At 44.3% G+C, this 22,078-nt stretch carries 19 protein-coding genes, 1 tRNA gene and 1 pseudogene; 5 read left to right on the top strand and 16 right to left on the bottom strand.

Translation table 11 applies throughout. The features are described 5' to 3' along the window. Nucleotides 1–57 precede the first annotated feature (57 nt). The 5 genes from rpoB to rplK form a co-directional block, all read right to left on the bottom strand. Nucleotides 58–4,086 (bottom strand): DNA-directed RNA polymerase subunit beta, encoded by a 4,029-nt coding sequence (rpoB, locus tag J5X92_RS15740; protein WP_013786328.1) that lies wholly within the window; start codon nucleotides 4,084–4,086, stop codon nucleotides 58–60. A gap of 322 nt (nucleotides 4,087–4,408) precedes the next feature. Beyond that, a complete protein-coding gene (gene rplL / locus J5X92_RS15735; protein ID WP_013786329.1) occupies nucleotides 4,409–4,783 on the bottom strand; it encodes a 50S ribosomal protein L7/L12 in 375 nt (124 codons plus the stop codon). Nucleotides 4,784–4,842: 59 nt separating this feature from the next. Further along, a complete protein-coding gene (rplJ, locus tag J5X92_RS15730) occupies nucleotides 4,843–5,361 on the bottom strand; it encodes a 50S ribosomal protein L10 (protein ID WP_013786330.1) in 519 nt (172 codons plus the stop codon). A 302-nt stretch (nucleotides 5,362–5,663) separates the two neighbouring features. Then, on the bottom strand, nucleotides 5,664–6,359 hold the full coding sequence (gene rplA, locus J5X92_RS15725) for a 50S ribosomal protein L1 (RefSeq protein WP_126873276.1): 696 nt from the start codon (nucleotides 6,357–6,359) through the stop codon (nucleotides 5,664–5,666). Nucleotides 6,360–6,363: 4 nt separating this feature from the next. Continuing rightward, the gene (gene rplK, locus J5X92_RS15720; RefSeq protein WP_013786332.1) at nucleotides 6,364–6,792 is read right to left on the bottom strand and encodes a 50S ribosomal protein L11; all 429 of its coding nucleotides are present in this window, start codon (nucleotides 6,790–6,792) and stop codon (nucleotides 6,364–6,366) included. A gap of 247 nt (nucleotides 6,793–7,039) precedes the next feature. Here rplK and J5X92_RS15715 point away from each other — a divergent pair, with 247 nt between their 5' ends. Then, nucleotides 7,040–7,180 (top strand): hypothetical protein, encoded by a 141-nt coding sequence (locus J5X92_RS15715; RefSeq protein ID WP_013786333.1) that lies wholly within the window; start codon nucleotides 7,040–7,042, stop codon nucleotides 7,178–7,180. A 332-nt stretch (nucleotides 7,181–7,512) separates the two neighbouring features. Here the strand turns inward: J5X92_RS15715 and nusG are convergent, their stop codons facing one another. The 5 genes from nusG to J5X92_RS15690 all read right to left on the bottom strand — a co-directional run bounded on the left by nusG (nucleotide 7,513) and on the right by J5X92_RS15690 (nucleotide 11,332). Beyond that, nucleotides 7,513–8,061 (bottom strand): transcription termination/antitermination protein NusG, encoded by a 549-nt coding sequence (nusG, locus tag J5X92_RS15710; RefSeq protein WP_013786334.1) that lies wholly within the window; start codon nucleotides 8,059–8,061, stop codon nucleotides 7,513–7,515. A gap of 3 nt (nucleotides 8,062–8,064) precedes the next feature. Further along, on the bottom strand, nucleotides 8,065–8,442 hold the full coding sequence (secE, locus tag J5X92_RS15705) for a preprotein translocase subunit SecE (protein ID WP_126873277.1): 378 nt from the start codon (nucleotides 8,440–8,442) through the stop codon (nucleotides 8,065–8,067). A 58-nt stretch (nucleotides 8,443–8,500) separates the two neighbouring features. Further along, nucleotides 8,501–8,577 (bottom strand) — tRNA-Trp (locus J5X92_RS15700). A 210-nt stretch (nucleotides 8,578–8,787) separates the two neighbouring features. Beyond that, on the bottom strand, nucleotides 8,788–10,629 hold the full coding sequence (locus J5X92_RS15695; protein ID WP_126873278.1) for an ABC transporter ATP-binding protein: 1,842 nt from the start codon (nucleotides 10,627–10,629) through the stop codon (nucleotides 8,788–8,790). Nucleotides 10,630–10,717: 88 nt separating this feature from the next. Next, nucleotides 10,718–11,332 (bottom strand): RraA family protein, encoded by a 615-nt coding sequence (locus J5X92_RS15690; RefSeq protein ID WP_126873279.1) that lies wholly within the window; start codon nucleotides 11,330–11,332, stop codon nucleotides 10,718–10,720. A 353-nt stretch (nucleotides 11,333–11,685) separates the two neighbouring features. Between J5X92_RS15690 and J5X92_RS15685 the strand changes: the two genes are divergently transcribed. Further along, entirely contained in the window at nucleotides 11,686–13,746 is a 2,061-nt protein-coding gene (locus J5X92_RS15685) for a M13 family metallopeptidase (RefSeq protein ID WP_208806071.1), read from the top strand. A gap of 139 nt (nucleotides 13,747–13,885) precedes the next feature. Here J5X92_RS15685 and J5X92_RS21465 read toward each other — a convergent pair whose 3' ends face one another. The 6 genes and pseudogenes from J5X92_RS21465 to J5X92_RS15660 form a co-directional block, all read right to left on the bottom strand. Then, nucleotides 13,886–14,071, bottom strand: a complete 186-nt coding sequence (locus J5X92_RS21465; protein ID WP_260563531.1) for an ACT domain-containing protein — start codon at nucleotides 14,069–14,071, stop codon at nucleotides 13,886–13,888. A gap of 18 nt (nucleotides 14,072–14,089) precedes the next feature. Beyond that, nucleotides 14,090–14,230: pseudogene (locus J5X92_RS21460) on the bottom strand (ACT domain-containing protein); the annotation flags it as partial. Between the two features lie 146 nt (nucleotides 14,231–14,376). Then, nucleotides 14,377–15,759, bottom strand: coding sequence for an ATP-dependent RNA helicase DbpA (dbpA, locus tag J5X92_RS15675; RefSeq protein ID WP_208806070.1), 1,383 nt, complete (start codon nucleotides 15,757–15,759; stop codon nucleotides 14,377–14,379). Nucleotides 15,760–15,792: 33 nt separating this feature from the next. Then, the gene (gene pyrC, locus J5X92_RS15670; protein WP_208806069.1) at nucleotides 15,793–16,851 is read right to left on the bottom strand and encodes a dihydroorotase; all 1,059 of its coding nucleotides are present in this window, start codon (nucleotides 16,849–16,851) and stop codon (nucleotides 15,793–15,795) included. A gap of 28 nt (nucleotides 16,852–16,879) precedes the next feature. Beyond that, nucleotides 16,880–17,437 (bottom strand): alkylphosphonate utilization protein, encoded by a 558-nt coding sequence (locus J5X92_RS15665; RefSeq protein ID WP_208806068.1) that lies wholly within the window; start codon nucleotides 17,435–17,437, stop codon nucleotides 16,880–16,882. Nucleotides 17,438–17,521: 84 nt separating this feature from the next. Next, nucleotides 17,522–18,019 carry a lipocalin family protein gene (locus tag J5X92_RS15660; protein ID WP_208806075.1) on the bottom strand — a complete coding sequence of 166 codons (498 nt, stop codon included), beginning with the start codon at nucleotides 18,017–18,019 and terminating at the stop codon, nucleotides 17,522–17,524. 179 nt (nucleotides 18,020–18,198) lie between these two features. Between J5X92_RS15660 and J5X92_RS15655 the strand changes: the two genes are divergently transcribed. The 3 genes from J5X92_RS15655 (at nucleotide 18,199) to J5X92_RS15645 (ending at nucleotide 21,880) form a co-directional block, all read left to right on the top strand. Further along, entirely contained in the window at nucleotides 18,199–19,149 is a 951-nt protein-coding gene (locus tag J5X92_RS15655; protein ID WP_208806067.1) for an aldo/keto reductase, read from the top strand. Nucleotides 19,150–19,198: 49 nt separating this feature from the next. Beyond that, on the top strand, nucleotides 19,199–19,582 hold the full coding sequence (locus J5X92_RS15650) for a VOC family protein (protein ID WP_208806066.1): 384 nt from the start codon (nucleotides 19,199–19,201) through the stop codon (nucleotides 19,580–19,582). Nucleotides 19,583–19,930: 348 nt separating this feature from the next. Continuing rightward, nucleotides 19,931–21,880 carry an alpha-amylase family glycosyl hydrolase gene (locus tag J5X92_RS15645; protein WP_208806074.1) on the top strand — a complete coding sequence of 650 codons (1,950 nt, stop codon included), beginning with the start codon at nucleotides 19,931–19,933 and terminating at the stop codon, nucleotides 21,878–21,880. The last annotated feature ends 198 nt before the right edge of the window (nucleotides 21,881–22,078 follow it).

The raw sequence follows: 22,078 nt of genomic DNA, 5'->3' as shown, positions 1-22,078 counted from the left end.
TCTAGAACCCGGCGCAAGCGCCGGGCCATCTCTTGTCATAACGTGGCGATTGCCGTGTTACTTCTCTTCCAACTCGATGTTGATACCCAACGAGCGGATTTCTTTAAGTAATACGTTGAATGATTCTGGCATGCCAGGTTCCATTCTGTGGTCACCATCGACGATGTTCTTGTACATCTTAGTACGGCCGTTAACATCATCCGACTTAACAGTAAGCATTTCCTGAAGGGTATATGCTGCACCGTAAGCTTCAAGGGCCCACACTTCCATCTCTCCGAAGCGCTGACCACCGAACTGAGCTTTACCACCCAGCGGCTGTTGTGTAACAAGGCTGTACGAACCAGTTGAACGAGCGTGCATTTTGTCGTCAACCAAGTGGTTCAGTTTCAGCATGTACATGTAACCAACCGTAACAGGACGCTCAAACTCGCGACCAGTACGACCGTCGAACAACGAAATCTGACCGCTTTCAGGAATGTCAGCTAACTTCAACATTTCCTTAATTTCAGATTCACGTGCACCGTCGAATACAGGTGTTGCAATTGGAACACCCTTACGTAGGTTGTTTGCAAGACGTGTAATTTCGTGGTCGGTGAAGTTATCGATGTCCACTTCTTGGTGATTCTCGCCAAGCTCATAAATTTCTTTCAAGAAATTACGAAGCTTCTGCATCTCTTCATGCTCTTTGAGCATGCGGTCGATTTTCACACCAAGACCGTGAGCAGCCATACCCATATGTGTTTCTAGGATCTGACCGATGTTCATCCGCGATGGTACACCTAGTGGGTTCAATACGATGTCTACCGGCGTACCGTTAGCATCATATGGCATGTCTTCCACAGGCTGAATCGTTGAAATTACACCTTTGTTACCGTGACGACCGGCCATCTTATCACCAGGCTGGATGTGACGCTTAACAGCTAGGTAAACCTTAACAATCTTAAGGACACCAGGTGCTAGGTCATCGCCTTGTGTGATCTTGCGACGCTTAGTTTCAAACTTCTTATCGAAGTCTTCTTTGATTTCTGCGTGCTGATCAGCAATTTGGTCGATCTCAAGCTGAACGTCTTCGTCGTTTAATGCAATTTCAAACCACTTCTCACGCGGTAGGCTGTCAAGCTTAGCTTGTTCAACACCAGAGCGTAGTAATGCGTTTTGTGCACGAGCAAAGATACCGTCTGCAAGAATTTCAAATTCGTCAGTAAGGTCTTTCTTAACCTGACGAAGTTGCATGTCTTCAATTTCAAGCGCACGTTTGTCTTTCTCTACGCCGTCACGGGTAAAGACTTGAACGTCGATAACCGTACCGTGAACAGAGTTAGGCACACGTAGTGACGTATCTTTTACGTCAGACGCTTTTTCACCGAAGATTGCTCTTAATAGTTTTTCTTCTGGCGTAAGTTGAGTTTCACCTTTAGGTGTTACTTTACCTACCAGAATGTCGCCGCCTTTCACTTCCGCACCAATGTAAACAACACCTGATTCATCAAGTTTGCTTAGTGCAGATTCGCCAACATTCGGAATATCAGAAGAAATCTCTTCTGGCCCAAGCTTAGTATCACGAGCAATACAGCTTAGTTCTTGAATGTGGATAGTGGTGAAACGGTCTTCCTGAGCTACACGCTCAGAGATAAGGATTGAATCCTCGAAGTTATAACCGTTCCAAGGCATGAACGCGATACGCATGTTCTGACCAAGCGCAAGATCGCCCAAGTCAGTAGATGGACCGTCAGCCAATACATCGCCAGCAACAATCGGGTCGCCCACACTACAAGTAGGACGCTGATTGATACAGGTGTTCTGGTTAGAACGTGTGTATTTAGTCAGGTTGTAGATGTCGATACCTGCTTCACCAGGAAGCATTTCATCTTCTTCTACTTTAATAACGATACGGCTAGCGTCAACATAGTCAACTCTACCACCACGCTTAGCAACTACAGTAACACCTGAGTCAACAGCAATGGTTCTTTCCATACCGGTACCAACAAGCGGCTTATCAGCACGTAATGTAGGTACAGCCTGACGTTGCATGTTCGCACCCATCAATGCGCGGTTAGCATCATCGTGTTCTAGGAACGGAATGATACTCGCAGCGATTGAAACGATTTGCTGTGGAGAAACGTCCATGTACTTGATGTCTTCTTTCGGCATCAAGGTGGTTTCACCACGGTGACGACATGGAATAAGGTCGTCTACTAGCTCACCGTTTGCGGTTAAAACAATGTTTGCCTGTGCAATTGCGAATTGACCTTCTTCAATTGCAGACAAGTAATCGATTTCTTCACTTACCACACCATCAACAATGCGACGGAACGGCGTTTCAAGGAAACCAAAGTCATTGGTACGCGCGAAGCTTGCCAATGAGTTGATCAAACCGATGTTTGGACCTTCAGGCGTCTCGATAGGACACAGACGACCGTAGTGCGTAGGGTGTACGTCACGTACTTCGAAGCCTGCACGCTCACGCGTAAGACCACCCGGGCCTAATGCAGAAATACGACGCTTATGCGTTACTTCTGATAACGGGTTGTTTTGGTCCATGAACTGAGAAAGCTGTGATGAACCGAAGAACTCTTTAACCGCAGCCGAAATAGGCTTAGCGTTAATAAGGTCTTGCGGCATAATGCTATCAAGGTCGCCTAAGCTTAGACGCTCTTTAACAGCACGCTCAACACGTACTAAACCAACACGGAATTGGTTTTCAGCCATTTCACCCACAGAACGGATACGGCGGTTACCCAAGTGGTCGATATCGTCCACTTCATCTTTACCGTCACGAATCTCGATAAGTTGCTTCATTACTGAAACAATATCGTCTTTATCTAGGGTGCCTGAACCAATCAATTCTTCACGGCCTAAACGGCGGTTGAACTTCATACGACCTACAGAAGATAGGTCATAACGCTCATCTGAGAAGAAAAGGTTTTGGAATAAGGTTTCTGCTGCGTCTTTTGTTGGTGGCTCACCAGGACGCATCATGCGGTAAATTTCAACAAGCGCTTCTAGGCGGTTTGTTGAAGAGTCGATACGCAATGTGTCAGAAATGTATGAACCATGGTCCAATTCATTAATGTACAAAGTTTCGAACTCTTTAATACCAGCTTGGCTTAGTGCCGCTAAGTTCTCAAGCGTTAACTCTTCGTTAGCGCTAACGATAACTTCGCCAGTATCTTCATTTACGTATGTTGCCGCGAATACGCGACCAATTAGGTAATCTGCTGGAACTTCAAGTTCAGATAAACCCGCTTTTTCAAGCGCACGGGTATGACGTGCAGATACACGACGACCGGTTTCAACAACAACATTACCTTCACCGTCAATGATATCGAATGCTGCGGTTTCGCCACGAAGACGATCTGGCACCACTTCCATCATTAACTTGTCTTTATCGATACGTACACTGACTTTCTCGAAGAACGTATCCAAGATTTCTTCTGATGTCATTTCAAGCGCGCGTAAGATGATTGTTGCTGGCAACTTACGACGACGGTCAATACGAACAAACAGGTTATCTTTTGGATCGAACTCGAAGTCAAGCCAAGAACCACGGTAAGGAATTACACGTGCATTATAAAGCACTTTACCTGACGAGTGAGTTTTGCCTTTATCGTGATCGAAGAACACACCAGGTGAACGGTGTAGCTGTGACACGATAACACGCTCTGTACCATTGATAACGAACGTACCGTTCTGAGTCATCAATGGGATTTCGCCCATGTACACTTCTTGTTCTTTAATGTCTTTTACGGTACCTGGCGCAGCGTCTTTATCAAACAATACTAACCGTAGTTTTACTCTTAATGGAGCAGAGAATGTGACGCCACGAATTTGACATTCTTTAACGTCGAATACTGGCTCTCCCAAACGGTAGCTAACATATTGAAGCTCCGAGTTACCTGAGTAGCTTTTTATCGGAAAAACGGAACGAAATGCTGCTTCCAAGCCGTATTGAGCATCGGCGTCGATCTCAATAAACTTTTTGAAAGAATCAAGCTGAATTGAAAGAAGGTATGGAATTTCCAATACCTGTGGGCGTTTGCCAAAATCCTTACGGATACGTTTCTTTTCGCTATAAGAGTAAACCATGGGTTCCTCAGCCTGCTGATTTATGACCCAACCTGCTGCATTATGCATCGCGACGAGTGCTTCAAGCTATGAGCTTCGTGTTGAATTGCGCATAAGCAACAAACTTCCACAACCCTTTTTCGGGGCAATTCCACAGCATACAACAAAATTTAACCAATTATTAGTTAACTTGTTGGTTTTATGCTTTTATGTGTCATTTCCGAGGTGCGCATTTAGTAGTGTAGTCAAGGGTTAGAATCTACACACTGTACAGCGCAAAAAGGCTGGTGGTTTAAAAAACCACCAGCCTTGCCGTCTCAGGCAAATAATCTAAACAAATAGATTACTTAACTTCAACTTCAGCACCAGCTTCAGTTAGCTGTGCTTTAAGTTCTTCAGCTTCTTCTTTGCTTACGCCTTCTTTGATAGCTTTAGGAGCAGATTCAACTACTTCTTTAGCTTCTTTAAGACCTAGGCCAGTCGCTGCGCGAACTGCTTTGATTACTGCAACTTTGTTTGCGCCGAATGAAGTCATTACAACGTCAAACTCAGTCTTTTCTTCAACTGCTGCTGCTTCGCCCGCTGCTGGACCAGCTACAGCTACTGCTGCAGATGCGTCAACACCGAATTTTTCTTCAGCTGCTTCGATAAGCTCAACCAATTCCATAACTGGCATTTCAGCAATCGCGTTTAAGATATCTTCTTTAGTTAGAGCCATGTGGTCTAAACTCCTGGGTTTTTAAAATGTTAAAAAAATCAATATGCCAAAAACGGGAATTACTTCTCGTCTTTGATCGCCGCCAATACGCGCACAAACTTGGTAGGTACTTCGTTGATAGTACGAACGAATTTCCCAACCGGTGCTTTGAAGGTTGCAAGAAGTTTTGCAAGCGCTTCGTCGCGAGTAGGAAGTGAAGCAACTGCGTCCAATTTATCTGGACCAAGAAGACCACTACCAATAGATAGAGCGGTTACGTTCAACTTATCGTTTTGCTTCGCAAAGTCTTTGAAAAGACGTGCTGCACCACCAGGTGCCTCAACTGAGAAGCCGTAGATAAGAGGACCAGTAAGGGCGCTATCTAAGTCTGCAAATTTACTGTCTGCCAATGCACGCTTAGCTAGAGTGTTACGTATAACCTTAAGGTATACGCCTTGCTCACGAGCTTTTACGCGAAGGTCAGTCAGTTCTGCAACTTCCATCCCACGGTATTCAGCGACGGCAACGGATAGAGCGCGAGACGCAACTTCAGAAACTTCTGCTACGATCTCTTTTTTTGCTGCTAAACCTAGTGCCACTGAGTTCACCTCTTTGTATCTGACTTTGTATACAGTTACCTGTTTACGCCATCAGGGTTCACAGATTGATATCAACATAATTGATGATACCGCTCTACGGTGTTTGTTACCCCAGAGAGTCTGAGTCAAACCACCGTCTGCGCAGGTTGTTCTATTAAGCGATATGTTTAATGTGAAAGTTCTCTTACCTCAATCACCACATCGCACCTGCGGTCTTGGACGGGAGTTGCCAATCAGCACTGCTGTATTGACGACTCCAACCCATTACCTTTACAGAGAAGCCGAGTTGCCTCGGCAGGCTATTAAAGACCTACTGAAGCTTTATCTAGAGATACGCCAGCGCCCATAGTGGTGCTTAGGCTGATCTTCTGGATATAAGTACCTTTAGCAGAAGAAGGCTTAGCTTTCTTCAATGCTTCTAGTAATGCTTCAAGGTTCTCTTGAATTTGGTTTGTTTCGAACGCAATCTTACCAATGCTAGCATGGATGATACCGTTCTTATCGTTACGGTAGCGAACCTGACCAGCTTTAGCGTTCTTAACAGCAGTAGAAACGTCTGGCGTTACTGTACCCGTTTTAGGGTTAGGCATTAGGCCACGTGGACCTAAGATTTGACCCAGTTGACCAACAACACGCATAGCGTCTGGGCTGGCAACAACAACGTCAAAGTTCATTTCGCCTTTCTTCACTTGCTCAGCAAGGTCTTCCATACCAACGATATCAGCACCAGCTTCTTTAGCGGCTTCAGCGTTAGCACCTTGAGTAAATACTGCAACGCGAACGTCTTTACCAGTACCGTTAGGTAGTACAGTAGCACCACGAACGTTTTGGTCAGATTTCTTAGCGTCGATACCAAGGTTTACTGCAACATCAACGCTTTCAGCGAATTTAGCTGTCGCTAATTCTTTAAGCAAAGCAACTGCTTCGTTGATTTCGTATTCTTTAGTCGCGTCTGTTTTTTCGCGGATAATGCGAGCGCGTTTAGATAATTTAGCCATTCGATTAGTCCTCTACGTTCAAGCCCATTGAGCGAGCAGAACCCGCGATAGTGCGAACCGCTGCATCTAGGTCAGCTGCAGTTAAGTCTGGTTCTTTAGTTTTGGCGATTTCTTCCAACTGAGCGCGAGTAACAGTACCCACTTTTTCAGTGTTAGGACGGCCAGAACCGCTCTTGATGCCCGCTGCTTTCTTAAGCAGGTAAGACGCAGGAGGAGTCTTAGTTTCGAATGTGAAAGAACGATCTTCATAAACCGTAATTTCTACAGGTACCGGAGCACCTTTCTCAAGGCTATCTGTTTTTGCGTTAAACGCTTTACAGAATTCCATGATGTTCACACCGTGTTGACCTAGTGCAGGACCAACTGGTGGACTTGGGTTAGCAGCGCCTGCTGCAACCTGAAGCTTAATAATACCGCTTACTTTTTTAGCCATTTTAAATGCTCTCTTGTTTGGGTATAGCGCCTTGCAAGTACAGAGATTACCTGCTCAATCGGCTTCCCGTTTCCGTTTAAAAGGGCGCGCATTATATAAGGTGTTCAAATGGTATGCAAGCATAAATGTGACTAAAAAACGATCTCATGGCCAGTTTTATTAAATATTCAGGGTTGTCAAAATTAACGCGGCTTTGGTGTAAGTTGCACTAAGCCTTAATTTTAACAAATAAGGCTTATTTAATACTATGAGAGAACTAATCGAATTAAACAAAGAAGAAGTGTCCCAAGTGTCTGGAGCGTTGTGGGGAGTTGGAGGGGGTGTGGCTTCAGGTGCAATTGTCAACGTACTTTCAGACGCCGAAGATGCAGCAACAACAGATGAATAAAAAAAATGGAACATGCCACTAAATTTCTAGTCTGGATGGTTTGCCTTATCATAGTCAACTGCATTTTAAAGCGCGCTTTAAATGTCGGATTTTGGGACTCTTTTAGTAGTAGCAAAAAAATATCCCAAAACACGAGCCTAATTCTGCAATTTATATTTTCATTTTTTGCTTTTTTGAGCGTGTTTGTGTGGGTGAATTAACAACCTATTTTTTACAAAAAAAGAAGTAATGATGTTTCACCCATTACTATCTGAATAACACAAAAGCTCCTCATACAAAAAAGCCCCTATTAAGGGGCTTTTTTATATGAATTTAGAGATAGATAAAAAGACCTAGCCTTTTTCTACCTGTCCGAATTCTAGATCTACCGGTGTAGAACGACCGAAGATAAGTACCGACACTTTTACGCGGCTCTTTTCGTAGTCTACTTCTTCTACCACACCATTGAAGTCTGCAAATGGACCGTCTGTAACGCGAACCACTTCGCCTGGCTCGAACAATGTCTTCGGCTTAGGCTTATCAACTGATTCTTCAAGACGGTTAAGAATGGCGTCTGCTTCTTTTTGGGTAATTGGCATTGGGCGGTCAGAAGTACCACCGATGAAACCAAGTACACGAGGAACGCTTTTCACTAAGTGCCAAGATTCTTCGTTCATTGCCATTTCTACCAATACGTAACCTGGGTAGAACTTACGCTCAGATTTACGCTTTTGGCCAGCACGCATTTCAACAACTTCTTCAGTCGGAACTAGAATCTGACCGAAGTGCTCTTCCATACCGTGCATCTTGATATATTCAAGTAGCGTTTTTTGAACGCGACCTTCGTACTGAGAATATGCTTGTACTACGTACCATCTTTTTTTAATTTCTTCTTCAGACATACGTTATGCTCCTATTCCAGTAATGTATCCAACAACACGAACGATAATACCATCTAATCCCCAAAGGATTAATGCCATTACCAACGTAGCCGCTAGTACGATGATAGTAGTTTGGTTTGCTTCTTGACGGGTCGGCCATACTACTTTGCGAACTTCAGTGCGCGACTCTTTAGCAAAGCTAAGGAAAGTGCTGCCTTTAACCGTTGATGCTGCAATAAAACCAGCAACAACCACTACCACTACTGCGGTAACTGCACGGTATAATACTGAAATTTCACCGAACACTGTGTTGGCCGTAACCAATCCAGCAAGTAGGGCAAATACCACTACCCATTTAAACATGTCCAATGCATTGGACTGATTTTCCGTCTTTTCGCTCATGTCACGATCCTAGCACTACAGCGTCGTTTTGCTCGCGCTAATACGCGAACTTGTAATTTGGCAGGGGTGGAGGGACTCGAACCCCCAACCATCGGTTTTGGAGACCGCTGTTCTACCAATTCGAACTACACCCCTGTGGTGTTTAACTCACAAATTTTACTTACACTACCCTTGGGAATTCAGCGTCATTTCAATGGAAAGTGCGGTATCGCAAGGGAGGGAGGCGTATTATACTCAAGATAACAAGCGGCACAAGGTTTTTGTTAACCATGTTGGTGGTAATTCCCTCAGTGCAAGTTGTTCTGCAACTTACTGTGCCGTTAAACTCGTTATCTCAGTGAAAAACTATTCCACGCCAATAAAGCCGCCTGTTTGATGTGCCCATAACTTGGCGTAAATACCATTATGTGCAATCAATTCGGCATGTGTCCCCTGCTCTACTATCTGCCCTTTTTCTAACACTAATAATCGGTCCATTTGCGCAATCGTTGAAAGCCTATGCGCGATAGCCAATACGGTTTTACCTTCCATCACTTTATCTAGACTTGCTTGAATAGCGGCTTCAGCTTCTGAGTCTAAGGCAGAAGTGGCTTCATCTAAGATTAATACTGGCGCGTCTTTCAGTAGCACGCGAGCAATCGCAATACGTTGTCGTTGCCCGCCCGATAGCTTCACGCCTCGCTCCCCAACATGGGCGTCGTAGCCTGTTCTTCCTTGGCTGTCAGTGAGCGTGAGAATAAACTCGTGAGCTTCTGATAGCTTGGCGGCGTTTATCATTTCTTCTTCGCTGGCATTGGTGCGCCCGTAAAGAATGTTGTCACGTACTGACCTGTGCATAAGCGAGGTATCTTGCGTCACCATGCTAATTTTAGCCCGCAGGGTTTCTTGGCCAACTTGGGTTATATCTTGCCCATCAATAATAATGCGCCCCGATTGGGTATCGTAAAATCGCATCAGCAAATTAACCAATGTTGATTTACCCGAACCTGAACGCCCTACCAAGCCCACTTTTTCACCCGGGTGTATGGCAAGCTCTAGATTAGAAAATACATCGATGGGTTGGTTATCTGCACCTGCGTAGGCAAAGTCCACGTTATCAAACTTAATACCACCACCCTGCACACTTAGCGCTGTGGCTTTAGGCTTATCTTTCACTGCGATAGGTTGGGCTAGGGTATTCATACCATCTTGCACCGTGCCTAGGTTTTCAAACAAGCCCGATACTTCCCACATGATCCAATGCGACATTCCATTTAGGCGAAGAGATAAACTAATCGCAATGGCAATATCGCCAGGTGTGGCCAAATTTTCCATCCATAAATACACAGACAATGCGCCAATGGTAAACACCAATATGGCATTCGACATTTCAACGCAAAACTCTAGTACCGTCACTAAACGCATTTGTGGATAAACAGTTTTTAAGAAGCCATCCATGCTTTCTCTGGCGTAGTCAGCTTCCCGGCGGCTATGAGAAAATAACTTTACTGTCGTGATATTAGTGTAACTATCTACAATTCGACCCGTCATCATAGAGCGCGCGTCGGCCTGCTTTTGTGACACTTCTTTAAGCTTGGGTACCAACATGCGCAAGATGAACATGTACACAAAAAACCACACCACAAGCGGCACCGCTAAGCGCCAATCAGTACTGAACACCAGTACCACCATAGAAATAAAGTAGACGCTGATATACACCAGTAAATCGAGGACTTTGGTTACGGTTTCACGTACCGATAGCGCGGTTTGCATGACTTTTGTAGCCACGCGACCCGCAAATTCATCGTGGAAAAAGGTTAAGCTTTGGCCGAGTAAATAGCGGTGGGCTTGCCAGCGAATACGCATGGGGAAATTTCCCATAAGCGACTGGCGTGAAAACAATGAACGTAACAGGATAAAGCCTGGAATCAGCACTAGCACGGTAACGGCCATGCCAATTAAGGTCCATTTTTGCTCGGCTAAAAAAGTTTCTCGGTTTTGTTCTGAAAACCAATCTACTAATTGGCCCAAGAAACCAAACAGCGCCACTTCTAGCACCGCAACAATGGCACTTAAAATAGAGACGGTGGCAATAACACCCCACATTCCTTGGGTGTAGTACTTACAAAAGGCAACAATACCTGTTGGAGGTTGCCCTGGTGGGGCTTTTGGGAAAGGCTGTGTTAATCGTTCAAAAAATGAAAACATGCAACAAAACTCGTGTCGTTCTACATCAACTTCGTTTAATTACGTCATTCTACACGATATGTTCAATGCTCGGGTTTAAAACATCGGCTTACTCATCGTTGTAGCCTAAGTTTCTCAGAATACTCTCTACCTTTTCGCTATGCTGCGCTTGCCACTGCTGAAGTGTCATGGCTGCATCTTTTTCACCACGGGCAAAGGCTATATCAAAAGCTTCTTGTGCTTGTGCTTGCGGAATTACCACAATACCTTCTTCGTCAGCCACGATGATGTCACCGGCATTCACCGTCACGCCACCACATTGAATAGGCTGATTGAGGGGCGATATACACTTTTTAGCGCCCGGCTTAGGAATTACACCGCGAGCAAAGACAGGGAATTGATTTTCTCGGGTTTCAGCCAAGTCTCTTATGACACCGTCAATAATAAACCCTTTAATACCTCTAGACTGTGCAATTGCACACACGTTACCGCCCGCCACCGCGAATTTCTCATCCGCCTCAACCACGATGATATCGCCAGCATTAGCGCGATAAATAGCCGCATGAAGCATAAGGTGATCTCCTGCCTCGCATTTCACTGTAAAAGCAGGCCCAGCAATACGGGGGATCGGTTGCCACAATGGCTTAATTCTATAATCCATAAACTGCTTGCGAGGCAATGCGTCGGCGTACTCGCAAGGTGACACGGTATCGAATTGAATCATGTTAATTCCTTCAATATTAAGTGAAGTGCAAAAGTGATTTTGCCAGCCCAATGTAGTCAATATATCGAAATTAGACACAGAAGTTGTTACAAGCTATGTATTTTCACTATAAGTGCTTTTTCTAATGGAAGGAGCGTGATAAATATTAGGGTAAGAAAATACTGTCTTTTGCGCCTTATTTTTAAAGACACTTATTTTAAAGGCTCTAATTTTAGAGAGCATACACTCACCCGTGCATCACCAAATAGCAATAAAGGCCATAGTCGGTATTCAGCCAACGAGATATGCACTTAACGACACAATTTAATCACGACTTGGTTCACACCAGCTTATAAAAATAGGAATTACAATCAATGTTGAAAAGCGTAGTTAGCTTAAGCGTTGCATTAGCACTCACTGCATGTAGCCCACAAAATACACAACCTGAAAGCCAAGCCCCAACCGCGGTAACGCAACAAAAAGAATTAAAGTCTGGCGTGAACAAAAAAAACATGGATTTAACGGCCGATCCAGGCAACGACTTCTTCCAATACGTGAATGGCACGTGGGTGGATAACCTTGAAATCCCAGCCGATAAATCGAGTTACGGCGCTTTCACCATTTTGCGTGATGAATCTCAAGATCATGTGATGAAGATTATTAAAAGTTCTGCCGAAGGCGACTTTGCAGATGGCACCGATGAACAAAAAGTGGGCGACTTCTATCGTGCTTACATGGATACGGATACGCTAAATGAGTTGGGTATAAGCCCAATTAATGCCGACATTGAAAAAATTGAAGCTATCACAAATTACGATGAATTAGCGGCATACTTTGCCTATGCCATTCGGTACGGCTATGTGACCCCATTCAACGTTGGCCAAAATGCAGATTTCAAATCGCCAGAGTCTTATATGATTTATACATGGCAGTCTGGCCTTGGTCTGCCTGAGCGAGATTACTACTTTAAAGACGACGCAAAATCACAAGAAATTCGCGATGCCTACGTTAAACATATTGAAACTATGTTTACCCTCGCTGAATTTGATGCGCCATCAGATAACGCACAAATGTTGTTTGATATGGAAAGCCGTATTGCCGAGCTTCATATGAAGAAAGAAGAAGTACGTAATTGGGCGGCTAACTACAATAAAGTGCCTGTGTCAGACCTAAGCACTCTTATGCCTAACTTCCCGTGGTCACTTTTTCTTAATGAAATGGAATTGGACGACGTAGACAGCATTGTGTTTTTACAAACTGATTTCATGAAGCAAATGGATACGTTCATCACTGAAACCTCTCTGGAAGATTGGAAAGTATTTCTAAAATGGGGCTTACTTAATGCCTCAGCCAGTCGTTTGAGTGAAGATTTTGACACCGCTAATTTCAACTTTTACAGCAAAACACTCCGCGGTGTCGAAGAGCCTGAGCCACGCTGGCGCAGGGCTGTTAGCCTTTCTAATGCGCATGTTGGCGAAGTTATCGGTAAAGTTTATGTGAAACAATACTTCCCGCCTGAAGCCAAAGAGCGTATGACCGACATGGTGAGCAATCTTTTACTTGCCTACAAGGACAGTATTGAAAAGCTAGATTGGATGACAGATGAAACCCGTGAGCAGGCGTTAGATAAGCTCTCTAAATTCACGGTTAAAATTGGTTACCCCGATACGTGGAAAGACTATTCTCAGCTGGTAGTGAAAGGCAGCGATTTATTTGGCAACTTAAAGCGTTCAGCCGATGTTGCTTACGAAGAAATGCTTAAGAAACAAGGCGGCCCAGTGTGGAAGCATGAGTGGGGTATGACGCCTCAAACCGTTAATGCTTACTACAACCCAACGGCGAATGAAATTGTTTTCCCAGCAGCCATACTTCAACCGCCATTTTTCGATATGAATGCTGAAGACGCAGTAAACTACGGTGGTATTGGTGCCGTTATCGGACATGAAATTGGTCATGGTTTTGATGATGCAGGTTCGACGTTTGATGGCGATGGCGCGTTACGAAACTGGTGGACTGATACTGACCGACAAGAATTTGAAGCGAGAACGGCGAAACTTGTCGAGCAATTCAATGAATTCGAAGCCCTGCCAGAACTCTTCGTTAATGGTGAATATACCCTGGGTGAAAACATTGGAGACTTGGGCGGCATTAGTATTGCGCTTAAAGCCTATCACTTAACCTTAGAGGGTGAAGAAGCCCCTGTTATTGACGGTTACACTGGCGATCAGCGCGTATTTATTGGTTACGGCCAAGTATGGGCAAGCAAGTATCGTGATGAAGCCTTACGCAACCAAATTCAGACCGACACCCACTCGCCAACTAAATTCCGTACTAACGGTGCACTGCGCAACGTTCCTGAATTTTACGAGGCGTTTGATGTTACCGAGGAAAATGATTTGTATTTACCGCCAGAAGAGCGCGTTAAAATTTGGTAATAGGTATTTGCTAATGTCATTAACGAGGCGACAATTCATTGTCGCCTTTTTTATATCTGCATTGAATGTGTGAATCGTTTGGAAATTGATAGCCTAATTCGCTAGCCACGTTTATGTACTTAGACAGAGTGCATTAGGCTTATGAAGGGTTGGCCAATTCAAACAATACAGCAATGGCTTCGTCGGCTCGGCCAGCCGGAACGAAAATATGGTCATGATAATAACCGGCTACCACATTCGCGCTAATATTAGCCTGCGTAAGTGCAGCGGACATTACTGCGGTCATACCTACTGCATCTAAACTTGAATGGACATTACATGTAATACGCTTAAAGGTGCTATCTACTGCAAAACCTTCGTTACTTGCAAAAGATGATTCAAGAATAAGAGTTGTACCTTCATCTTCTTTATACACCATTAATGCATTGGCCAATTGAGTTGGCGAAACAGCGTACGGCACACTAACAAATACAAACGCTTCAGCGCTTAGCTCTGGCTATAGTGTTTGTAATAAGGTAGTTAAATCTGTTTCGCCTGACATCTAATCGCCTTTGCTCTGCCTATCCAACTCGTTAAACATATTGACACAATCTTTGTGTAATGCGCTTAAGCTGTTATAGGTGATACCACCTATAACTTACGTGCTCTCACACGTTTGCCTTTAATTTTACCTTCGCGGAAGTGATTCATAGCACGCTTTACACTACGCAATTTAACCGCAATAAAGCTTTGGCTATTTTGCACAGCAATTTTGCCTACATCATCACCTGGTATGCCTGCGTCTTTAGTCAGCGCACCAACTAAGTCCCCAGGACGAAGCTTTTGCTTTTTACCCGCACTCAGTGAAATACAGCTAAATTCAGGTTCGATGATGCGGTTTTTATGGAAACGTAAGCCTTGTGCGCCTTTTAGCGGAATATCAGTGCCTTGTAGCACTTCAATTTTACGCAAGAAATGCTCTTCCTCGTCGCCCACTAACGTTATTGCTGTACCTTCAGCGCCCGCACGAGCAGTACGACCAATACGGTGAATATGCGTTTCCGGCTCTTCGCTCACGGTGTAGTTAATCACACATGGAATATCATCAATATCAAGCCCACGTGCAGCTACATCGGTAGCAACCAGCACTTGTAGTGCGTCACTAGCAAACTGGTTAAGTACAGCTGTACGCTCGTACTGCTCCATTTCTCCCTGTAAACCTGCAGCACTAAAGCCATCTTCAAGTAACGACGCGACCACTTCAGTCACCTGTACCCGGCGGTTACAAAACACGATAGCTGTTTTAGGCTGAGAATCGGTCAGAATGGCTTTCAGCGTTTGTATTCGTGTGTGCGGAAGTACGTTGTAACCGATTTGAGTAATCGACGGTTTGTTCGACTCATCACTTTCAACCTTACAAATTACAGGTTCGGTTAAATACTGATCGGCAATACGCTCAATTTCTTCTGTATAGGTAGCAGAAAACAGTAAGGTTTGTACGCCCTTCTTCATCGGTGAAAAAATGACTTTTAAGTCATCTTCAAAGCCCATGTCTAGCATTCGGTCGGCTTCATCAAGCACGCGTAAACGTACATCTTTTAACATCAGCCTGCGTTTCTCTACGTGCTCCATCACGCGACCAGGCGTGCCCACTACAACATGAGCGCCGTGCTTAAGCGATTGAATTTGAGGGCCCATAGGTTGGCCGCCACAGATGGTCATCACTTTTATATTGCCAATTTGCTTTGCGGCGTTTCTATACTGCACGGCCACTTGGTCTGCCAACTCGCGCGTGGGGCACAATACCAGTACTTGAGTGGCAAATAATGTAGGATCAATCTTTTCAAGCGCCGGTATTACGAAGCAAAGTGTTTTACCACTGCCTGTTTGCGCTTGACCAATAATGTCGCTACCTGCTAATGCATGAGGTAAAGACTGTGCTTGAATGGGCGATAAGGTAAAAATACCCTGTGCATCTAACGCTTTTGTGATAGCTGGAATTATTTCCAACTGCTTTACAGTTTCAATTGTCATTTCTATTTTTTCCAAAGATGCATATACGTAGCGTTAGTCAGCCGAGCGCGTTTGGAAAGTATCTTGTAGTTTCCATTGAAGCGTCTGCCCTGCATAGAAAGGCACCATATCAGTACCATCAGCCAACGTGACCTGTTCAGGTACTGTCCACGCTTCTTTTACTAACGTCATTGTTGTGTTGTTTCTTGGTAGTCCGTAAAAGTCTGCGCCGTAGTTACTGGCGAACCCTTCTAGCTTGTCTAATGCGCCCAACTGCTCGAACACTTCAGCATAAAGCTCGATGGCAGACCATGCGCTATAGCAACCAGCACAACCACACGCGTTCTCTTTTTTGTGTTTGGCATGAGGTGCTGAATCGGTACCTAAGAAGAATTTAGTATTGCCGCTGGCTACCACATTTTGCAGCGCTTTTTGATGTGTATTTCGCTTTAATACAGGTAGGCAGTAATTGTGTGGTCGAACGCCACCAACCAGTAAATCATTGCGATTTAACAATAAATGCTGCGGCGTAATTGTCGCGCCCACGTTGGCGCTAGCATCTACCACAAAAGCTGCTGCGTCTGCGGTAGTAATATGTTCAAACACCACTTTTAAGTTCGGAAAAGTCGCCACGATAGGTGACAAATGCGTATCGATGAACACTTTTTCACGGTCGAAGATATCAATATGCGATTCGGTAACTTCACCATGGATAAGTAGTAATAACCCGTGAGCCTCCATGGCTTCAAAAACAGGGTATAACGCCTCGATACCTTTTACAGCAGCATCTGAATTGGTCGTTACGCCAGCCGGGTATAGCTTACACGCCGTTACGCCAGCGGCCTTCGCATCAGCAATATCTTGTACTGATGTGGTGTTAGTCAAAAAGAGAGTCATTAGAGGTTCAAAGCTGCTACCCGTAGGGCGAGCCGCTTCTATTCGCTGTTTGTAAGCAACCGCCATACTTGCATTCACCACAGGTGGAACCAAGTTAGGCATTACGATGGCTCGCTGGAAACAACGGGCTGTAGCGGGAACAGTTTCTGCTAACATTTCGTTGTCACGAAAATGTAAGTGCCAATCATCGGGGGTTCTAATCGTTAGCGTTTGCATAACCGAAAGCTCTCTTCTTTAAGACCAATTAAGATTTTTTTGTATATGCCGCAATAATAACAATGCGGGTACCATTCACTTTACCTTCAATATGCAAAGGGTTATCGCTTAGGCTAATGCCTCTTACTGGTGTGCCGCGCTTCGCTGTGAAGTTAGCCCCTTTCACAGTAAGGTCTTTAACTAGGTGTACATTATCGCCAGGTTGCAGCGCAGTGCCGTTACAATCAAGCGTCGCTTCTTGCTCGATAAGTCCCGCTTCAGCCCACTGTTTAACATCGTCTTCTAAATAGGCCATGTCTAACAAATCTTGTGCCCAGCTTTCACCGCTTATTTTATTAAGCATACGATAAGCCACCACTTGAACGGCGGGTGTGGGTGACCACATGGCGTCGTTAAGACAACGCCAGTGGTTGGTGTCTATGTCGGCTTCACTGTTAAGTTGCGTGCGGCAGGTTTGGCAAGTAAGTACCGCGCAGCCAGCAGTTTCATCTGGTGACTCGGGTACCATGTAAACGTCTAAATTTTCGGTGTTCTTACACAACTCGCAAGCGTTATCCGCTCGATTGAAAACAGCTTCTTGAAGCACAGCAAATGTCCCTACAATATTTTGCCGCAAAGTATACCACAATTCGGCTAAATAGGGGCTGGCAAAAACGCCTGCTAATCATGGTTAAGGCGTGTCGTGAGACACCCAAATCAATTTACTGGTATCGTAGCCGCTTTGTGTAGCTTGGGCTAAAAGCGCGTCGATAGTTTCTTGAGGTAAGGATTTTTCTCTCGCTAAGATCCACAAATAATCTCTATCAGGCCCTGTTATCATGGCATATTGATAGTCTTCTTTGTCTAATGCCATCACCACATAACTGGCATAGAAAGGACCAAAGAATGATACTTTTAAATGCGCAGTATCGGCAGTCGATACAAAATAAGCTTTACCTTCGGCTTCATCCCATATTGCTTCTTCTTGAGAGTAACCTCGGTTGATAACCTTTACGCCACCATCGTCACGCATAGTGTAGGTGGCCGTTACATTGGATAGCCCTTCTTCAAAGCTGTGATCGTAGCGCGCTACTTCGTACCACTGACCTAAATAACGGTCTAACTCAAATCCTTCCACCGGCTTGACGCCGTCTGGCACGGATGTACATCCAACCAAGATAAATAACATGGTTACACTGAACCATTTTTTACTATGCTGGCTAAACAATCGGCGAAAAATACCTTCATACGTATTCAATGTGTTAAACATCGACTAATCCCCTAGCTTCATCTATATATGGCTTACTTTAGCAAAATAGCACGTTATTGTGACTGCCAACGCAGTTGCACATTTATTCGGAGTATAAGATGCAAAACTATTTCCCAGACGCAAGCAGACTCGTTTATGGCTGCATGGGCCTTGGTGGTGGCTGGAACAACGAAGCAGCAACAAAAGAACATGTGTCACAAGCACACCAGGTAATAGAACAAGCATTGGCTCTTGATATAAATGTGTTCGATCATGCAGATATCTATACTTTTGGCAAAGCTGAAACAGTGTTTGGCAAGGTTTTAAAAGAAAACCCTTCGTTAAAAGAACGTATGATTCTGCAGTCTAAATGTGCGATACGGTTCGAAGATGATTTAGGACCAAAGCGCTACGATTTCTCTGCAAAATGGATTGAATCTTCGGTAGAAGGGATTTTGCAGCGTTTGAACATAGAGCAACTTGATATTTTACTGCTTCATCGCCCCGATCCATTAATGGAACTGGATGAAGTTGCTACCACGCTCTCTTCCTTACAGCAGCAAGGAAAGATAAAGCACGTTGGCGTATCAAACATGCATGGGCATCAAATGGCGTACCTACAATCGGCGCTTTCAAGCCCAATTGTGGCAAACCAATTGGAAATGAGCTTAGCGTTTCGCGACTGGCTAGAAGACGGCGTTACCACTAATAGCCCAGCAAACCGTAACTCTGGCTATGCACCAGGCACCCTTGAATATTGCATGATGAACAAGGTGCAATTGCAGGCTTGGGGCAGCTTGGCACAAGGCAAATATACAGGTGCCAGTACCCACAACGAAGCGGATGCCGCCACTGCAGCGCTAGTGAATTCTCTGGCCGCTGAATACCAGACTAGCCCTGAAGCTATCGTATTAGCGTGGTTAATGCGCCATCCTGCCAATATTCAGCCAGTACTTGGTACAACCAATATCGAGCGAATAAAAGCCTGCCATAAATCGGTGGATGTACAACTGACTCGCGAACATTGGTACTTATTATTAGAAACTGCTCGTGGCCAGGAAATGCCATAAGGCAGGGTGTGTGTCACACTCTAGTTTCATGTTTTAACGGAGCTTATTTATGTTAAAAGGAATTCATCACGTTGCATTAATTTGTAGCGACTACCCTGTTTCTAAACGGTTTTATACTGAGATTCTTGGCCTTAGCGTTATTGCAGAAAATTATCGCGAAGCAAGAAAGTCATACAAGTGTGATTTAGCCTTACCTGATGGCGGACAACTCGAACTATTTTCATTCCCGGGTGCACCTGCTAGACCATCAAGGCCAGAGGCTCAAGGGTTGCGTCACTTGGCATTTAGAGTAGACGATATTGATGAGGTGATTGCGCATTTAACTGCAAATAAAGTGGAGTGCGAGCCCATTCGTGTAGATGAATACACTGGGAAACGGTTTACCTTTTTCGCAGACCCCGATGGGTTGCCGCTTGAACTCTATGAAATGTAGTTTTTATGAACAGGGCGAATAATTTGCCCGTATGAACACATTGATGAAAATAGTTACGTAAAAAGTACCGTTACACCACTTAGAAAGCAGGCTTAGCCTGCTTTTTTTCGACTTTATGCCGCTAATGTTTAACGATTTTTGCTGCACATTATGCAATGAAGAGTGTGGTACTAAACAGATAAGTAGATTCATTTACAAACCTAAACTACAATACAGCTTAATCGATTAAGTCACATTGTGGTTTAGCGTAATACTCACGCTAAACTCGTCGAACACAAAAACTAAACAGAGCTTACTTTGCCGCGCTTTTTGTAAGGTAGTTTTAAGGTGATGAAAATGGAATATGTTATGAACTATGCCGCTGATAGTCATGTCTGCTTAGACCGTATTATGGCAAACACTGATTTATCCATGCTAACTAAAAAAGATGCCGCCCTGTTTACTCGCCGAGTTAACGCGAATTTTGGCGACTTGTTCGATAAGTACACCACTATTTACGGCCACCAGTTCGACTGTTACTTTCATCTTCAACAGCTTATCAATGTGCTGCGCGATGGCGTTAAAAAACGTAAACCTGCGCTGAAAAAATTAGATAATCTTCGACTTCGATCTCCTAACTGGTATAAAGATGAAAACCAAGTAGGTATGGCGCTGTACGTAGACCTTGCTGGCCCAACCCTCAAAGATTTGCACACGCGTATTCCTTATTACAAAGCGCTGGGTATAACTTATCTACACCTAATGCCACTTTACGATTCACCTCAAGGAGACAGCGACGGCGGTTATGCTGTATCTGATTATCGCAAAGTAAACCCTAGCCTAGGCACCATGTCAGAGCTTGAATCGTTAGCGACCGCACTACAAAAAGAAGGCATAAATCTCGTTCTCGATTTTGTGTTTAACCATACGTCAGACGAGCACGAGTGGGCAAAAGAAGCATTAGCGGGAAACAAACAGTTTCAAAATTACTACTACTTATTCAATGACCGCACAGTACCAGATCAGTTCGAGTATACGCTTAGAGAAATATTTCCTCAGGTTAGGCGCGGAAGCTTTACTTTTAATGAACACATGCAAAAGTGGGTATGGACAACATTTAATAGCTTTCAATGGGATTTAAATTACAGTAACCCCGAGGTATTCAATGCCATTACCGGTGAAATGCTGTTTCTTGCCAATATTGGTTGTGCGGCACTGCGACTTGATGCCCTTGCTTTCATTTGGAAAGAAATGGGAACTGACTGTGAGAACCAAGAGAAAGCCCACCTGCTCATTCAAGCCTTTAATACTTGTTTGCAAATTGTTGCACCAGCGGTGGTGTTTAAGTCTGAAGCTATTGTGCATCCCGATGAAGTGGTTAAATACATTGGTAAAAACGAATGCCAACTTTCCTATAACCCGTTATTAATGGCATTGTTGTGGAACAGTTTAGCTACCCGTAAAACACGTCTGTTAACGCGCTCAATGCAAAAAAGCTTTTCAATTAGCGATGAGTGCACTTGGGTTAACTATGTGCGTTGTCATGATGATATTGGGTGGACGTTTGACGATAATGTTGCCAACGAGCTTGGGATAATCCCCCACGACCACCGTTTTTTCTTAAATCAATTTTTTACTGGCAGATTTGAAGGTAGCTTTGCTAATGGTGTGCCTTTTGCTGAAAACCCATCGAATGGTGATTGCCGTGTATGTGGCTCACTGGCTTCACTTTGCGGCTTAGAAGAAGCACTTGATACCAATGACCAACAAGGCATTGAAGATGCTATTAACCGCATGCTGCTTATGTACGGTATTACCTTTAGTATCGGCGGTATTCCTTTGCTGTATTCAAGTGACGAGTTGGCCAAGTTAAATGACTATGATTACTTGAATGACCCATCCAAGCGCCACGATGACAGATGGGTTAATAGAATTGCTGTTACCCAAGAAGATACTGAACTTGCGCTTTCTGAGCCAAGCAGTCAGCTAACGGCTGAACAAGATGCTAGCCTGCAAGTATTTCGAGGCTTGCAAAATATGTTAGCGATAAGACGTAACAACCCTATCTTTGGAGCATCACGTACCACCATTTTAGATACCGACAATCAACATTGCTTCGCTTATGTAAGAGAAAACGATTCGGGTGAAAAGCTGTTGGCTATTTGCAATTTCAGCGAACAACCCCAGCAAACAAGCAGTGACTTACTCGGTATTCTTGGGAACACAAATTCTACCGACTTACTTACCGGCGATATACTGAACGGCGACGAGCCAACAATCTCGCTTGCCCCTTTTCAACAGCTTTGGCTAGAGCAATAAGCGCTCATTTAGCCCCTATTTTTATTGGCAGCCAGTAACGGAAAATCTAATTTCTGTTACTCCGCCGCAACTTAGCGAGAATTTGGCGTATTCCACAGGCAATCTATTAATTTGCAACTATACTTCAATCAGAGTAATCGATTTGGTTAAGTCCATCGTATTACTCTGCGAATAGACGCTGTTATTCAACACCAAAGT

This window comes from Alteromonas sp. K632G, assembly GCF_017653625.1.
In the GTDB taxonomy this organism is placed as follows: Bacteria; Pseudomonadota; Gammaproteobacteria; order Enterobacterales; family Alteromonadaceae; genus Alteromonas; species Alteromonas naphthalenivorans.
This window is presented reverse-complemented; position numbering and strand designations above follow the sequence as displayed.

Bases quoted from the DNA above. Each gene is read 5' to 3' on its own strand.
- rplA (WP_126873276.1), bottom strand. From the start codon at position 6,359: ATGGCTAAATTATCTAAACGCGCTCGCATTATCCGCGAAAAAACAGAC.
- J5X92_RS15685 (WP_208806071.1), top strand. From the start codon at position 11,686: ATGTTGAAAAGCGTAGTTAGCTTAAGCGTTGCATTAGCACTCACTGCA.
- J5X92_RS15695 (WP_126873278.1), bottom strand. From the start codon at position 10,629: ATGTTTTCATTTTTTGAACGATTAACACAGCCTTTCCCAAAAGCCCCA.
- pyrC (WP_208806069.1), bottom strand. From the start codon at position 16,851: ATGCAAACGCTAACGATTAGAACCCCCGATGATTGGCACTTACATTTT.
- J5X92_RS15655 (WP_208806067.1), top strand. From the start codon at position 18,199: ATGCAAAACTATTTCCCAGACGCAAGCAGACTCGTTTATGGCTGCATG.
- rplK (WP_013786332.1), bottom strand. From the start codon at position 6,792: ATGGCTAAAAAAGTAAGCGGTATTATTAAGCTTCAGGTTGCAGCAGGC.
- secE (WP_126873277.1), bottom strand. From the start codon at position 8,442: ATGAGCGAAAAGACGGAAAATCAGTCCAATGCATTGGACATGTTTAAA.
- nusG (WP_013786334.1), bottom strand. From the start codon at position 8,061: ATGTCTGAAGAAGAAATTAAAAAAAGATGGTACGTAGTACAAGCATAT.
- dbpA (WP_208806070.1), bottom strand. From the start codon at position 15,759: ATGACAATTGAAACTGTAAAGCAGTTGGAAATAATTCCAGCTATCACA.
- rpoB (WP_013786328.1), bottom strand. From the start codon at position 4,086: ATGGTTTACTCTTATAGCGAAAAGAAACGTATCCGTAAGGATTTTGGC.
- J5X92_RS15660 (WP_208806075.1), bottom strand. From the start codon at position 18,019: ATGTTATTTATCTTGGTTGGATGTACATCCGTGCCAGACGGCGTCAAG.
- J5X92_RS15645 (WP_208806074.1), top strand. From the start codon at position 19,931: ATGAACTATGCCGCTGATAGTCATGTCTGCTTAGACCGTATTATGGCA.
- J5X92_RS15690 (WP_126873279.1), bottom strand. From the start codon at position 11,332: ATGATTCAATTCGATACCGTGTCACCTTGCGAGTACGCCGACGCATTG.
- J5X92_RS15650 (WP_208806066.1), top strand. From the start codon at position 19,199: ATGTTAAAAGGAATTCATCACGTTGCATTAATTTGTAGCGACTACCCT.
- rplL (WP_013786329.1), bottom strand. From the start codon at position 4,783: ATGGCTCTAACTAAAGAAGATATCTTAAACGCGATTGCTGAAATGCCA.
- J5X92_RS15715 (WP_013786333.1), top strand. From the start codon at position 7,040: ATGAGAGAACTAATCGAATTAAACAAAGAAGAAGTGTCCCAAGTGTCT.